This window comes from Faecalicatena orotica, assembly GCF_003149245.1.
Classification (GTDB): domain Bacteria; phylum Bacillota; class Clostridia; order Lachnospirales; family Lachnospiraceae; genus Faecalicatena_A; species Faecalicatena_A orotica.
Window position 1 is genome coordinate 88,013 of the sequence record NZ_QGDL01000002.1, and the last position, 16,202, is coordinate 104,214.

12 protein-coding genes are annotated in these 16,202 nt (G+C 46.1%); all 12 read left to right on the top strand.

The features are described 5' to 3' along the window. The 12 genes from A8806_RS04270 to A8806_RS04325 all read left to right on the top strand — a co-directional run bounded on the left by A8806_RS04270 (position 1) and on the right by A8806_RS04325 (position 16,194). Positions 1-792, top strand: coding sequence for a sugar phosphate isomerase/epimerase family protein (locus A8806_RS04270; RefSeq protein WP_109729949.1), 792 nt, complete (start codon positions 1-3; stop codon positions 790-792). Positions 793-887: 95 nt separating this feature from the next. Then, the gene (locus A8806_RS04275) at positions 888-1,928 is read left to right on the top strand and encodes a Gfo/Idh/MocA family protein (RefSeq protein WP_109729950.1); all 1,041 of its coding nucleotides are present in this window, start codon (positions 888-890) and stop codon (positions 1,926-1,928) included. Then, positions 1,925-4,243, top strand: a complete 2,319-nt coding sequence (locus tag A8806_RS04280) for a glycoside hydrolase family 65 protein (protein ID WP_109729951.1) — start codon at positions 1,925-1,927, stop codon at positions 4,241-4,243. Before A8806_RS04275 ends, A8806_RS04280 begins: the two co-directional genes overlap by 4 nt. Continuing rightward, positions 4,240-4,878, top strand: a complete 639-nt coding sequence (gene pgmB / locus A8806_RS04285) for a beta-phosphoglucomutase (RefSeq protein ID WP_109729952.1) — start codon at positions 4,240-4,242, stop codon at positions 4,876-4,878. Before A8806_RS04280 ends, pgmB begins: the two co-directional genes overlap by 4 nt. Positions 4,879-4,893: 15 nt before the next feature. Further along, a complete protein-coding gene (locus A8806_RS04290) occupies positions 4,894-7,014 on the top strand; it encodes an ADP-ribosylglycohydrolase family protein (RefSeq protein WP_109729953.1) in 2,121 nt (706 codons plus the stop codon). Positions 7,015-7,323: 309 nt separating this feature from the next. Next, entirely contained in the window at positions 7,324-8,337 is a 1,014-nt protein-coding gene (locus A8806_RS04295) for a sugar ABC transporter substrate-binding protein (RefSeq protein WP_109729954.1), read from the top strand. Between the two features lie 71 nt (positions 8,338-8,408). Continuing rightward, a complete protein-coding gene (locus A8806_RS04300; RefSeq protein WP_109730222.1) occupies positions 8,409-9,905 on the top strand; it encodes a sugar ABC transporter ATP-binding protein in 1,497 nt (498 codons plus the stop codon). Positions 9,906-9,928: 23 nt separating this feature from the next. Then, complete coding sequence (locus A8806_RS04305; RefSeq protein WP_109730223.1) at positions 9,929-10,930, top strand: ABC transporter permease; 1,002 nt, start codon at positions 9,929-9,931, stop codon at positions 10,928-10,930. Beyond that, the gene (locus A8806_RS04310) at positions 10,927-11,970 is read left to right on the top strand and encodes a 2-hydroxyacid dehydrogenase (protein ID WP_109729955.1); all 1,044 of its coding nucleotides are present in this window, start codon (positions 10,927-10,929) and stop codon (positions 11,968-11,970) included. Before A8806_RS04305 ends, A8806_RS04310 begins: the two co-directional genes overlap by 4 nt. 26 nt (positions 11,971-11,996) lie before the next feature. Next, a complete protein-coding gene (gene rhaD / locus A8806_RS04315) occupies positions 11,997-12,815 on the top strand; it encodes a rhamnulose-1-phosphate aldolase (protein ID WP_330405247.1) in 819 nt (272 codons plus the stop codon). 21 nt (positions 12,816-12,836) lie between these two features. Continuing rightward, entirely contained in the window at positions 12,837-14,591 is a 1,755-nt protein-coding gene (dhaK, locus tag A8806_RS04320) for a dihydroxyacetone kinase subunit DhaK (RefSeq protein WP_109729957.1), read from the top strand. 40 nt (positions 14,592-14,631) lie between these two features. Continuing rightward, entirely contained in the window at positions 14,632-16,194 is a 1,563-nt protein-coding gene (locus A8806_RS04325) for a xylulokinase (protein WP_146203254.1), read from the top strand. The last annotated feature ends 8 nt before the right edge of the window (positions 16,195-16,202 follow it).

Here is a 16,202-nt window from a genome sequence, read left to right on the forward strand (position 1 = left end):
ATGCGTTTAGGAACTCAGGACAAAGACTTCTTTCCGCAGGATTTAGTGGAAAAGTTTAAATTTGTGAAAGCAATGGGATTTGAATGTTTTGAAATTGACGGAAAAGTGTTAACCGATCATGTTGATATGGTAAAAAAGGCGATTGAAGAGTCAGGACTGCCTGTATCGAGTGCGTGTGGCGGATATAGGGGATGGATTGGCGATTTTATTGAGGAGCGCAGAGAAAATGGCGTGGAAGACCTGAAGGAAATCATACGTGCGCTGAAAGAGGTAGGCGGAAAGGGTGTCGTAGTGCCTGCCGCATGGGGGATGTTTACATTCCGTCTTCCGCCTATGACACCACCGCGAAGCCATGAAGGAGATGTGAAAGCAATTCTGGCATCTTTAAAAGAACTAGATGCTGTGGCAGAGGAAAACGGCATATATCTGTATCTGGAACCACTCAACCGCTATCAGGACCATATGCTCAATACGCTTCAGGATGCAATGGATATCATAGAGATGGGACAGTTTAAGATGGTGAAAATCACCGCCGACTTCTATCACATGGCGATAGAAGAAGACGATATCTCAGAGTCGCTGATGAAGTTCCGGGATGCAGTCGGGCATGTCCACATTGCTGAAAACCACAGGTATCAGCCGGGTACAGGTTCCATTGACTGGAAACGCCATATACAGACATTGAAGGACATTGGATATGAAGGCGATGTTGTGAATGAAGGACGGATCCGCGGTGAGAATCCTCTGGAGGTTTATCAAAAGTCCGTTGATTTCATGAAACAGTTTTTGTAGGGACGGCAAAAGAAAATGCCCCGCAGCCCGTAACGCAGGCAGGTTAGATGCTTAGTGGCGTGCTGCGGGGCTTTGGAATATGAGGAGGTTGTAAGATGAAACGATTGAGAATGGCTGTCATTGGCGCCGGACAGATAGCCAAAGTGACCCATCTTCCGAACTTTAGAGAGATGGATCAGGCAGAAGTAGTCGGTATATGCGATGTGAATCTGGATGCCGCAAAAGCACTTGCAGAGCAGTTTGGAATACAGAATTTTTATCAGGACCATAAGAAGATGCTTTCAGAATTAAAGCCGGATGCAGTTACGATATGTGTGCCAAATAAGTTCCACTGCCGGATGACCCTGGATGCCTTGGAATGCGGCTGCCATGTACTCTGCGAAAAACCTCCGGCAATAACGGTCCGGGAGGCTTGGCAGATGGAAGAGGAAGCCCGAAAGAGGAATCTGGTCCTGTCCTATGGTTTTCATTTCCGTCACAGTGAACATGTGGCATTGATGAAGGAGAAGGTGCGTAATGGGGAATTCGGTACGATTTACCATGCGAAAGCGCAGTGGCATAGAAGAAGGGGAATTCCCGGCTGGGGAAATTTTACGAATAAAGAAATGCAGGGCGGCGGGCCATTGATTGATATTGGTGCACATATGCTGGATGCGGCATTATACCTGTTGGAATACCCGGAAATCACCTATGTCTGCGCCACGTCCAGTGACAGGATCGGCAAAAGGGGCGGCTGTTCTCTGATGGGGAGCTGGAACCCGGACTGCTTTCAGGTAGAGGATGGCGTATTCGGGTTCCTTAGATTTGAGAATGGAACAAGCCTTTTGATTGAGACGTCTTTCGCCATCAACCAGAAGGAAAAAGACTTGAGGAATATTACGCTGTATGGAGAGAAACTTGGCGCAAGCCTTTTCCCTCTGGAGGTTTATGGGGAGAAGGATGGACAGCTCACAGACAGTACATACCCGTTTATGGAAATGAGGGACTGGCATATGGACAGTGACAAAAATTTTGTAAATGCCTGTCTGGGGCAGGAAGAACTTCTGGTGACAGCCGCACAGGGGACCTATGTCCAGAAAGTGATTGAGGCTCTATACAAGTCAGCAGACAGCGGAAGGCCGGTGATAATGGAATGATTTATTATGATATAGAAAAAAAGGAAGATGGAATCTGGCTCGCGCAGCGGGAATATCAACCACGGTTCCACTTGAAAACAGAATCTGTGTTTGCACAGTGCAATGGCTACTTTGGTGTAAGGGGGGCAGGGGGACTCCCATCACTGAATGGGAAAAGGGGGATGTTCGTTGCTGGTTTATTTAACTGTGCCTACGAGGACGAAGTGACTGAACTGGTCAACTGTCCTGATGTAACTGAATTCAGGCTGATACTGGATGGGGAAGAGATATGCCCTGACCGTATAATGATAAAGGGGTACGAGCGGAAATTCAATATATATACAGGAGAATTAGTGATATCAGTCAGGTTTGAATTAAAGTCAGGTACAGAAATTGAGGTCATCGAGCGGCGTTTTGCGTCTATGGAAAACAGACATCTGTTTGTACAGAGCATTAGGATCTCTGTCTGCCGCGGTGCGGGCACCAGTGGAAAGCTGATTAGCGGCATTGACGGACAGCAGACGAACAGCGGTGTTTCACATTTCCAGAAGATTAACTGCAGGGTATATGACCGGAAAATAATGCAGATGAAAGGATATCTGACGGAGGATACATTAAGCATTCTGGCGGAGAGTTCTTGTGAAAGCGGGACCCCTGTCTTTACACTGAAAAGACGCAGTGTGGAGGCATCATACGATGTTACAGTACCGGAAGGCGGAAGCTGGGAGTTTGAAAAATATGTTTATATCCATAAGCAGGAAGATATGGCAGAGCTGGACAGACAGAAAGAGATACTAAAGGATTGTATTTCCAAGGGATATGCTTCGGTAATTTCGGCCCATAAAGAGAAGATGTCTAAGCTTTGGCAGCAGGCTGCAATCAGGATAAAAGGGGCTACTCTGGAGGAAGAGGCATCTATCGCATTTGCTCAATATCATTTGATTGGTATGATGCCCTGGGGCAGTTCTTCAAGCAGTATTGCTGCAAAAGGGCTGACGGGAGAAGGATACAAAGGACATGTTTTTTGGGATACTGAGATTTTTGTACTTCCCTTTTTCTTATATAATTTTCCAGAAGCGGCAAGACAACTTTTAGAGTTCAGGTATAAAGGACTGGATGGTGCAAGGGAGAAGGCTGCGGCTTATGGCTATGAAGGTGCCATGTACCCCTGGGAGGCGGCGGTCAGCGGAAAGGAAGAGACACCTTTGTACGCTGCACTGAATATTTATACAGGCAAAGCCAATAAGGTTTGGTCAGGGATAAAAGAGCACCATGTGACGGCAGATATCGTCTATGCTGTCTGGCAATACTACAGCATGACCGGTGACGACAGGTTCATGGAAAAGTTTGGGTATGAAATCATATTTGAGGCAGCGTCTTTCTGGGTATCACGAGCAGAATGGGACGAGGTTAGGAAGGCTTATGTTATACGGGATATCATCGGACCGGATGAATATACAGAGCATATTGATAACAATGCTTATAGCAATTATATGGCGAGATACTGCGTATCGTTAGCCGCATCGCTGGCAGGAAAGGCAGAAAAAGTGACCCCTGGCCTTTACCATAGGCTCAAGGTAGGGAAAAGGAGAAAATCATGGGAGGAATTCTCAGAGAAGATTTATCTTCCGGAACCTAATGAACAGCAGATAATTCCTCAGGATGACACATTCCTTACAAAAAAATGTCTTACAGATATCGAAAAGTATAAAGAATCAGAAGTGAAACAGGCAGTGCTGCAGGACTATTCGAGAGATGAAATTGTAGATATGCAGGTACTTAAGCAGGCTGACACGGTAATGCTTCTAAATCTGTTTCCCCAGATGTTTTCTCCGGAAGTTGTCCGGAAGAATGTATTATATTATGAGTCGAGGACCATACACGATTCATCCCTAAGCTACTGTGCCCATGCTCAGGCATGTGCGGCAATAGGGGCGATGGATCTGGCATGGAAGTTTTTTGAAAAATGTATGGTGATTGATCTGGACGGGAATCCGAATGATACGACAGACGGAATTCATGCGGCTTCCCTTGGGGGGATCTGGACCTGCATTGTATTTGGATTTGCAGGGGTAAACTATGAAGGGGAAGTTCTGCACCTTACGCCCCGGCTTCCTGAACATTGGGAGGAAATACATTTTCACATAAAAGTGAGAGGGAAGGATATTGAGTTAACTCTGAGCAATACGAAGGTCTGCTTAAAGGACACAGGGGCCGGGAGAACACCGCCGGCAAAAGAAAGCCCCCTTAAGGTAGAGGTTGGAGGAGAAGTATATGAACTGAAAGATTCCCTTCAAGTATTTATAATAGAAAGAAAAGAAGGAAAGAGTGCATGAAAGCAATCATTTTTGATTTAGACGGTGTTGTAGTAGATACTGCAAAATACCATTATCTGGCGTGGCGGAAGCTGGCAGAAGAACTGGGATTTGCATTTGAAGAGGAACATAATGAGAGGCTGAAGGGCGTAAGCAGGATGCGCTCGCTGGAAATTGTTCTGGAAGTCGGCGGGCTGACAGGGATGAGTGAGGTACAAAAACAGGAACTGGCGGAACGAAAAAATGGTTATTATCTGAATATGATTTCAGGTATTGACCAGTCAGAGATTCTTCCCGGTATCTCTCAATTTATAAGCAGGCAAAAAAGGGCCGGCTATAAGATTGCGCTGGGGTCTGCAAGCAAAAGTGGGCGGATGATATTAGAAAAACTAGGACTTGCGGACCAATTTGACGCGATTGTTGACGGGAATCTGGCAGAACGTGCAAAACCTGACCCGCAGGTATTTATAAAGGCGGCCGAACTGCTTGGTGTCCCCTGCAGCGAATGTATCGTAATAGAAGACGCGGCCGCCGGAATTGATGCGGCATTAGCAGGCGGGATGAAATGTATCGGGGTTGGCGGCAAAGCTATTTTAGGAAAAGCGGATATTGTTGTTCCTGATACGGAAGCATTGTCAGGCATAGAAATGTTATAGCCGGGGAGATGGACAATGAAAGAAAAATACATAGAACAGATTTATGCCGGCTGGCTGGCGAAGATAATCGGTATCCGTCTGGGAGCTCCCATTGAAGGCTGGACTTATGAAAAAATTAGAGAACTGTATGGAGAACCAGACGGGTATCTGATAGATTATCAGGATTTCGCAGCAGATGATGACAGTAATGGACCACTTTTTTTCCTGAGGGCATTGGAAGACAGCCGCAGCGGATATTCCATTCAGGCACAGGATGTTGCAGAAGCATTGCTTAACTATGCCCCCTATGAACACGGATTCTTCTGGTGGGGCGGGTATGGAACGGCCACAGAACACACTGCATATCTGAACCTCAGGAATTCAATCCCTGCACCGCTTAGCGGCAGCATTGCGCAGAATGGGAGTACGATGGCAGAGCAGATCGGAGGACAGATTTTTATTGACACATGGGGGCTTGTCACTCCGGGAAATCCGGATTTGGCAGCCCAATATGCACAGAAAGCAGCCAGTGTTACTCACGGGGGAAATGGAATCTATGGAGGGATATTCATTGCTGTATGTATCAGCTATGCTTTTGTAGAAAATGAGATAGAGAAAATCATTGAGAAAGGGCTGTCTTATATCCCGGAAGACTGTGAATATGCACGGGCGGTGCGCGCAATTAAGTGGTTCTACCATGCCCATCCCGGTGACTGGAGAGCGTGTTTCCAATATGTACATGATAATTGGGGATACAGCAAATATCCCGGAAACTGCCATATCATCCCGAATGCGGCGGTGATTATTCTGGCGTTACTTTATGGAGAAGGCAATTTTTCAGATACGTTAAATATTTGCAATATGTGTGGCTGGGATACGGATTGTAATGTAGGAAACCTTGCTACAATTATGGGAGTACGGGGCGGCCTTGCAGCAATAGACTATCAGAAATGGAGAAGGCCGATTAACGATTTTCTGGCATGTTCCAGCGTAATTGGCTCTCTGAATATTCAGGATATTCCTTATGGAGCCTTATATATAACAAAATTAGCTTATGCCGTTGCGGGAGAAGAAATGCCGGAACCGTGGAAACATATAGCAGATGGGCGTATTGACAGCTGCCACTTTGAATTTCCGGGTTCCACCCATGCAATCCGTGTACGGAAAGAAAGGCCCGGCAGCACTCACATTGAGAATACGGATGAGACAGCTTTTGATGGCTCCAGAAGCCTTAAGATAGTCGGGAACCATGCCGGAACAGGTGAACATATATATGTGTATAAGAAAACATATTATTGTCCCGATGATTTTCATGACAGCCGCTATGACCCAGGTTTTTCACCAATTGTGTATCCGGGCCAGACGATACATGGCAGTGTATTTATACCGGAATATGGATGTAACACACAAGTCTGTCTTTATGCAAAAGAACAGAATACCGGAGAGATATTGCTTGGAGAAAGTGTAAATCCGGAAAAAGGGAAGTGGATAGAGATGGGCTGGAAAATCCCGGATATGGAAGGAGGCCTGATAGCAGAAATTGGTTTTTGCTTCTGTATAAAAGAAGAAAATAGCTGGGATGGAAGCTTTGTAGGGATGATAGATGACCTCTACACGGAGGGCAGGGCAGACTATACGATTCTCTTTGAGGAAGAAGAGGAAGAAGTCTGGCCGGGGCTCCACCGCGAAGTCAGGCAGTTTACCAGACTGAAGGGAATGCTATATCTGGAAGGCGGTCAGATGCACCTGTCCTGTGCGGATTATGCGGAGGCGTACACCGGAAGATATGACTGGAGAGACTATACGGCTGCCTTTACGTGCACTCCTCTTAATACAGGAACACATATGCAGAATGTACGGGTTCAGGGGGCAGTGCGTTCTTATGCGGCAGGGTTCCTGCCGGGCGGCAAATTTGCAATTCTGAAAAATGAGAACGGTTACCGTGTACTTACAGAAACAGAGTATCAATGGGAGCCCGGAAAAGAGTATGTGATAAGCATCAAAGTCAGCGGAAACCGGATAGAAGCTAGTGTTCAGGATGGCGTGTCGCTGACAGCGGTGGATGAAGAACATCCCTATCTAACTGGCAGTATTGGAGTGTCCGCATCGAAAGGCGGGCATACGAAATATAGGAAGATTGAGGTCAAAACCAGCTAGAGTCGGAAACCTTATGGGTGCCGTATGGCAGGCGTATGATGTTGCAAAGGAAATTTGATAACAAGGAAATATTATAAAGGGCGATAAATGAAGCCCCGCAAAACAGATAGTCTGTGAGTTTTGCGGGGCTTTATTTATCGTTCTTATTATTAATCATGGTTTCGAAAGTGAATCATAATGAAAAAAAGAAAAATACTAAAGAAAGTACACTTTTTACAAAAGCAGACTCATTGTATATGATTGTAATACAGGTATAATAAGATTACATTCAAGCTTGAAAGAACTTAAAGATATGAGGAGGTAAGAAAGGTGAAAAAGAAAATTATTACGATGTTATTATCTGCAGCTCTTGTATTCTCACTCTGTGCATGCAGTACAGACAGCAAGTTGGTGGACGACAGTAAGAAAGAAGAAAAAACAGAACAGGAAACAGATCAGGGCAGTGATGAGGAAGTAAAGGTCGGAATTCTTCTGAATCAGGCGTCCACACAGGTTATCAGTGATATGGGAAACGCAATGAAAGCCAAGGCTGAGGAACTGGGAATTGATGCTACACTGATGTACTACGAGATGGATGTACAGAAGATGATCACAGGTATCGAGAATTTTATGACGAGCGGCGTAGACGTCCTGATCGTACATCCGATGAATGCCAGTGACGGGGCAGAGGAATTACAGAAGGCTTATGACGCAGGGATCAAAATCATTACATTCGATACAGAACCTAATTGTGATTTCACCAATTGCTTTGTGGCTTCCAATGAAGAACTTGGATATGAAATCGGAAAACAGGCAGCAACATGGGCAAAGGCGAACCTTGTAGAAAAAGGTGTAGATCCCGTGATTGGACTTGTGAATGAGCCATCCTCTGAATTTCTGACACAGCGTGAAAACGGAATCAAAAAGGCACTTGAGGAACTTTTGCCGGAAGGAAAAATCGTGATCACAGGAGCCGGGACAACAGCTCTTGCAGGACAGGAAGCAGGAGAGAATTTCCTTCAGGCATATCCGGACATGAACGTAGTTGTATCTATTAATGATGATACGATGCACGGAGTTTATGAAGCATTTGCACAGGCCGGACTTGAAAAAGAAACAGACAGAGGGCTGTTCTCCTGTGACGGAACAAAGAAATCAAAGGAATATGTTGCAGAAGGCGGCATTTTTAAATGTGTTGTCGATCTGGAATTAAATAAGGTTGGCGAGAACATGGTAGACTGCGCAAAGAAAGATGTAACGGGAGAAAGCTCAGAATATGAGAAGGTAAACTATTTCCCAATGAATCCGGTGACAATTGAGAATGCAGAGGAAGCTTTGAAATAAGAGGATAAGTAGGAGAAAGGCATTCTCGAAAAGAGGTGCCTTTCTTAATGACAAAAAAGGCGGTCTTGTATATGGAAAAAGAAAAGAAAATAAGTCTGTCCGTACATCATATAGTAAAAACTTATCCGGGAGTCATTGCACTGAAGGATATATCCATTGATTTTCACGAGGGAGAGGTGCACGGACTCATGGGAGAGAATGGTGCCGGGAAGTCCACATTAGTGAAAGTGATATCTGGAGTCATAGAAGCGGATGAAGGCAGCTTCTGCATTGGGGATGAGAAGTTTGAGAAAATAACGCCGCATCAGGCGACTGAGAAGGGGCTGCGTATTATTCACCAAGAGTTGAACCTGATTCCCACCTTATCGGTAACAGAGAATATTTTCATGGGGCGTTTTGTGGGGAATGGTATTACGGTCAGGTTTTCAGAAATGAAAAAAAGGGCAAAGAAGCTTTTTGAGGAAATGGGAATTAACATAAACCCGGATGTACTCGTAGAAGATCTTACAGTTGCACAGATGCAGCTGGTAGAGATCGCAAAGTCGGTCAGTCAGGAGGTCAGGGTTCTGATTATGGATGAGCCGACTTCACCGCTGACGCAAAATGAGGTGGAACTTCTTTTTAAACTAATAAGAAGACTGAAAAAGAGGGGAGTTACGATTATCTATATATCCCACAGATTAAGTGAGATTTTTGAAATGACGGATCGGGTCACGGTTATGAGGGACGGCGAGAAAATAGCAACAGAAAAAACAGAGGATCTGGACAGAGAGACCCTGATTAACCTCATGGTTGGAAGAACACTGAAGGAAACCTATCCTCCGCGCAGCATCGTGCCTCAAACAGAGGCGCTGAGAGTCGAACATTTATGTGGAAACGGCCTTATGGATATCAGTTTCAATCTGAAAAAAGGTGAAATACTGGGGCTTGCAGGACTTGTAGGGGCAGGGAGGACCGAACTGGTAAGATTGATTTTCGGTGCTGATAAGATAGAAAGCGGTGACATTTATCTAGAAGAAAAGAAAATTCATATAGATAGTCCAGCTCAGGCTGTGAATCTTGGCATTGCCCTGATACCGGAGGACCGGAAACAACAGGGGATTATTCTGGAATTGTCAGTGAAAGAAAATCTGGCACTTCCGAATTACAGGCTAATTTCAAGAAGAACATTGGTCAATAAGAGTCTTGAGAACGAGTGTGTGAACAAACAGGTGGAAAGACTTCGGATAAAAACACCTTCGGTCAGTCAGCTTGTTAAAAATTTGAGCGGCGGGAACCAGCAGAAAGTTGTCGTAGGAAAATGGCTGGCCGGTAATGCAGGAATCCTTATCTTTGATGAACCAACCCGGGGGATTGATGTGGGGGCAAAACAGGAAATTTATAATTTGATGAATGAGCTTACTGAGCAGGGGATCAGTATTATCATGGTATCCTCCGAGATGGAGGAGCTGATGGGGATGTCAGACAGAATCCTTGTCCTGAGGGAAGGGAAAATATCAGGATGTCTGGAGAGAAGTAAAGGAGAATTCAGTCAGGAAGGGATTATGGATTATGCATCCATGAATTGACAAGGAGGAATGAAAGGGTGGATATGCTGAAGAAGTTTTTTAATAAGTTTACGGTGTTGATATTATTGATCATCGTAATCGCCTATTTCGGGATAACGGCCCCCGGATTTATGACAATCGGCAATGGGATGAGCCTATTAAGGCAGATTGCGGTGCTGGGAATTCTGTCTACTGGTTTTTCTATGGTTATGATTGCCGGGGGGCTGGATCTGTCTATCAGTTCCCAGCTTTCTCTAGTGAGCTGTGCGACAGCAATGATGATTGTAAACGGTGTGCCGAGTATTCTGGCATGTATCGGTGGTATTGTAATTGCAGTGCTGATTTCTACATTTAACGGATTTGCAATCGTTACGACAGGGATGCCTGCCATGATTTGTACACTGGCAATGCAGCAGGTGCTGCAGGGAGTGGTTTATATCTTTACAGGTGCATCTCCCGTATATGGACTGCCGAACAGTATGAAAATTATCGGACAGGGATATATTTTTGGCATTGTTCCCATTCCAATTATCATAATGATAGCAATTTTCCTGATCGGGGCATTTATTTTAAATAGAACATATCTGGGAAGATATTTCTACGCGGTAGGTTCCAACGAGGAGGCAACGCGTCTGTCCGGTCTATCTTCGAAAAAGATCATGATTCTGTCCTATGTAATTAATGGCATTTTCGTCGGCCTTGCTTCTATCGTATTAATGTCCCGTATTGCATCCGGTCAGCCACTGGCAGGACAGGGATATGAGATGGATGTAATTACAGCCTGTGTGGTAGGAGGTATCGCCTTTTCAGGAGGAAAGGGAAAGATGCTCGGCGTTGTTCAGGGTGTGCTCGTCATGGGTGTACTGAGTAACGGACTCGGTGTAAAAGGTGTAGATTCCTATACGCAGCTGCTATGTAAAGGAATTGTGCTGATTGTGGTTGTAAGTATTGATTGTCTGAGGGAAAAGAGGGCAAAAAGCCAGAAGATGGTTATTAGCCATGAGAATAAGAAAATGAATCATCAGAAAGAAGGTGCGGCAGAATGAAGGTTTTAGTAGTGGATCGTTTCAGAGAGTTGGCGGATGAGTTTCAGGCATTCTGCTGGCGGTCAGATTTGAAAATATTCCGGGATCTGGAGATAGATTATGCAAAAGATACAAATATATTCCGGATGCAGACATTTGAAGAATATGTACAGAAAATGGAGGATGAGGGGCCTGAATGGACCACACCGGATGAGGAGGTTTTAAATAAGATCAAAGACGCAGATATTCTTTTAATCCAGTGGGGGGCAATCAGCTCGAAAGTGATTGATGCGGCGGAGAACCTGAAACTGATTATGACGATTCGCAGTGGATATGAAAATATCAACATAGCATACGCAAAGAACAGGGGAATAAAGGTCTCTTTTGCTCCGTCCAGACTCGCAGAAGTAGTTGCGGATATGACGGTTGCACTGGCATTGTCAGAGTGCAGGGGCATTGTAAGGAGAAATCTGATTGCCACGAAGGGAGAGTGGGTGGAAGAAAAGTATAATGATGCTTCCCATGTGGCTATATCGAATCTGGTCGTAGGTATTGTCGGTTATGGAGGAATCGCGAGAACGGTGGCAAAGAGGTTCACAAAAGGGTTTGGCTCAAGAGTGATCGCATATGAAAAGATAACATCTCCCGGGATCCTGAAAGAAGATGGTGTCGAACAGGTGGAGCTTTCGGAGCTTCTTAAGACGGCAGACATTATTACTATGCATGCAAGGCTTTGTCCTGAGACGAAGCACATGATTGGTGAAGATGAATTTGCCATGATGAAGCAAAATGCCATATTTATTAATACGGCAAGAGCCGGACTGGTAGATGAGCAGGCTCTGATCCGGGCGCTTGAAACAGGACAGATAAGGGGGGCAGGTCTGGATGTGTACGAAAAAGAACCGCTGCCGTATGACTCACCGCTCCTTAAGATGGATAATGTTACACTGATGCCACATTCTGCAGGGATTACAAACGACATTTTAAAAAACAGCCTTAAGATTATTGTGACAGAGATTGAGCGTTTTCTGAATGGGGAGACACTTAAATTTCAGGTATAGAAGGAACTTTATGGAGGAGAATGACAATGATGGAAAGACCGGAGAGTCTGGTAAAATTTATCCGCATGTGCAGTGATGGCTACCTGATGGGATGGCATGAGTGCCACGGCGGAAATCTCACTTACCGCGCGGCTAAAGAGGAACTGGCAGGGTTGGAATTCAAGGGCAGAGAATGGGTGCCAATTGAAAAACAGCTTGAAAATCTGGCGGGAGAATATTTCATTGTAACCGGAAGTGGGAAAACGATGAGGAATGCCGAGATATACCCGGAGGATACGCTCGGTGTCATTGAAATGAATGAAGACGGAACAGCATGGCGGATTGTATGGGGGCTTGAAAATAATGGCGGGCCGACAAGTGAGTTGCCTGCGCACCTCATGTGCCAGTCCGTGAAAAAGGAGACGACGAACGGAAAGTACAGGTTTGTGTACCATGCCCACCCGGCCAATGTTATTGCACTTTCCTTTGTACTTCCAATCAATGATGAAATTTTTACGAGAGAGCTCTGGGAGATGGAACCGGAATGTGCCATGATCTTTCCGGCGGGAATGGGAGTCCTGCCGTGGATGGTGCCGGGGACAGAAGAAATTGCGGAACTTACCTGTGAAAAAATGCGGGAATATGATGTGGTATTGTGGGCACAGCATGGTTTGTTTGTATCAGGCGAGACTTTCGACAGCACATTTGGTCTGATGAATACGGTAGAAAAAGGCTCAGAAATTCTTGTGAAAACGCTGTCCATGATATCAATAAAAAGACAGGTGCCGGGTGTACAGAATTTCAAAGACATGGCAAAGGCATTTCATTTGGACCTGCCTGATAAGTTCCTCTTTGAAAAATATTAATCAGGCGGAAGGAGGAGTGATATGAAAAAAATAATCAATCGGCCGGAAAATGTTGTACCGGAGATGTTAAGCGGCATTGCACATGTGAATCCGGATGTTGTGTTTGAGCAGAAATATAGAATTATCAGAAGGAAGGAACTAAAAGGTAATAAAGTGGCCCTGATCAGCGGCGGAGGAAGCGGACACGAACCGGCACATGCCGGTTATGTGGGAAAAGGAATGCTGGATGCGGCGGTATGCGGCGATGTCTTTGCTTCACCATCCCAGATTCAGGTATATCAGGGGATCAAGTCAGTGGCAGGAGATAAGGGAGTCCTTCTGATTATTAAAAACTATAGTGGGGATGTCATGAACTTTACAAATGCCGCAGAGATGGCTAAGGAAGAAGGTATTCCTGTAGAGTGGGTCAAGGTGGAAGACGATATTGCCGTGACTGACAGCCTGTATACAGTAGGACGAAGAGGCGTAGCGGGAACGGTCCTCGTACATAAGGCGGCAGGCGCTGCCGCAGAAAGCGGCCTTAAGCTGGATGAGGTAAAACGGATCGCGCAGAAAGCAGCGGATCATGTGAGGACGATAGGTGCCGGCTATACATCTTGTACGGTGCCGGCCTCAGGAGTTCCAACCTTCGATATCGGAGAGGGTGAGATGGAATATGGGGTCGGGATCCACGGCGAACCGGGCCGATGCCGGGAACGCATTTTAGATGCGTCCGAACTGGCATCCAGAATGGTTATGCAGATCATAGAAGACCTGCACATCGAAAAGGATGATGAGGCTGTCCTGCTTGTGAACGGGTTTGGTTCTACACCGCTGCAGGAATTATTTATTATGAATTATGAAGTCGCCCGCCTGCTGGATGAGGCGGGAATACACATTTACCGCGGGTTTGCAGGAAACTATATGACGAGTATTGATATGATGGGCTGCTCAGTTTCTCTGATGAAGCTTGACGATGAATTGAAACAATATATTGACGAGCCATGTTATGCACCGCATTTCAGAGTGGATGGTCCGGTAAAAATGCAGCCGTTCACTCCGCTTCAGGAAAAGAAGAAAGAACTCCGCGAAGAGATGTTGTGCGAAGAGGCATGGAAGGTGATTAAAGACCAGAGACTCACTGTGCAGAATCTTGCAGCGATCGTATGCGGAATGTGCTGCTGTATTCTGGAGAATGAGAAAAGTTTCTGCAAACTGGATTCTTATGCTGGCGACGGTGACTTCGGGATGAGTATTGCAAAAGGGTTCAGAGAAGTGAAGCGGGAATGGGACGAACTGTTAAAAGAACATTTTTCTACTGTGAAGGAATTTTTGCTTGCGTGTTCCATGATCATTATGGAAAACTGCGGCGGGGCATCGGGGCCTCTCTGGGGTTCCGCGTTCCGTTCAGCTGCACTGCAGGCGGGAGACAGGGCATACTTGACACTCCCAGAATTTGCTGACATGATGCAGGCAGCGGCAGCAGGGATTCAGAAGACAGGAGAGCGGTCTTTCGGAAGGGGGGCAGTCATCGGTGATAAGACATTGATTGATGCTTTGATTCCATGTGTACAGGCAGTCAGGACCGTTGCAGAACAGGGCGGGACATGGGAAAATGCTTTTAAAATGGGAGCTGTGGCAGCTGTCAACGGAGCGGAAGAGACGAAGAATATTGTAGCGAGAATGGGGCGTGCCGGCACAGTCGGTGAGAGAAGCCTGGGCTATCCAGATGCCGGGGCATACGCTCTGGGTGTGATCTTTACTGAGATAGCAGAATTCATGCAGTTTGTATCATAAAACAGAGTGCGAAAATCATACGGGAGGAGCCTTTGAAGAAATGAAGAAGCTTATATTAGGCGTGGATCTGGGGACAACAAACGTAAAGGCCATGCTGTTTTCGGAGGATGGCCTATGTATGGCAAAAGGAGAAGCAGGATCTTATCAGACGATCTCCAGCCATTACAATTGGGCAGAACAGGACCCCCGTCTCTGGTGGGAAGACACAGCGCGTGCAATTCGGCAGTCCTTAAGTCAGATTTCCATGCATGACACTTTTGTTTCCGCGGTTAGCGTCAGCTCTCAGGGAATGGCAATGCTTCCGTTGGATGCCGCTGGGAATCCACTGTGCAGGGCGCATATCTGGATGGACCGCAGGGCGGTGGAAGAGACTGCATGGATGGAACGCATATACGGCAGGGAAAGAATCCGGAAAGAATTTGGTGCCTACGCGGATCCCTATTATCAGATCACGAATATTATCTGGTTTAAAAACCACCAGCCGGAACTTTATGAAAAGACACGCCATATCGTGAAAGCGAATACTTATTTGAATTATATGCTGACAAGAGAACTCGCGCTGGATGAATGTCAGGCTGAAATGACGCTGTGCTATGACATCCATAAGAAGTGCTGGTCCGGGGAACTGTCAAAGGCAATTGATATCCCTTTAAAAGAACTGATGCCACCAGTAGAACCGGCTCATAAGATACTTGGGACAGTGACAAGGGAGGCTTCCGCTCATACAGGATTGAAAGAGGGGACGCCTGTTCTGGTGGGCGGTGTGGATTCTGCGATGGCTTTACTGGAGATCGGACTGAATAAACAGGGGGAGGCCGCAGAGATCACAGGAACATCGAGCAATAATTTCTTTGCCAGCCGCATGCCCCCGTCTCCGGATTCCAAATTACTTAGTTTTACGCCGATCATGAGGACAAAGGAAGTTCCCTGCCTTCTCTTCGGACCGACAAATTCTTCCGGCGATACGGTGCGGTGGTTCCGTAAAGTGATGGGAGAAGAGCAGGAAAAGGCAAGAATGGCCGAACAGAAGAAAAATTCCATATATGATGTATATGAGGATATGGTGCATGCGGCCAGCCCGGGATGTAAGGGGCTGTTCTTTTATCCGTATATTATGGGAGAACGCGCCCCGCTCTGGTGCAACTCGATCAGAGGGATGTATCTGGGTGCAACGGCGCTGACTGACCGTGCGGATATGCTGAGAGCAATCTATGAGGGAAATGCATTTGCGCTCAAGGAAATCTGCCAGGAGGCGAAGAAGGAGGGGGCCGATACAAAATACATCAAGATAGCCGGTGGATGTGCAAACAGCAGAGAGTGGCTGAAAATCAAGGCATCTGTGCTGGATATGCCAGTCTATGTTGCAGGGACACTGAGCGGGGCACCCAAGGGTGGTGCCATGCTTGCTGGATACACGGCAGGAATATATCACAGTATACAGGAGGCTTATGATGTCCTGAAGTGCCCGGAAGAAATGATAGAACCTATTCCATCCTGGAGTAACATATATGAAGAACTGTACCCACTCTTTATCAGGATGCGGAACCATCTGGACAAGGACTATAAGGAGCTTGAAAGAATAGCAGGAAAACTGGAATTATAAAAGAAAGC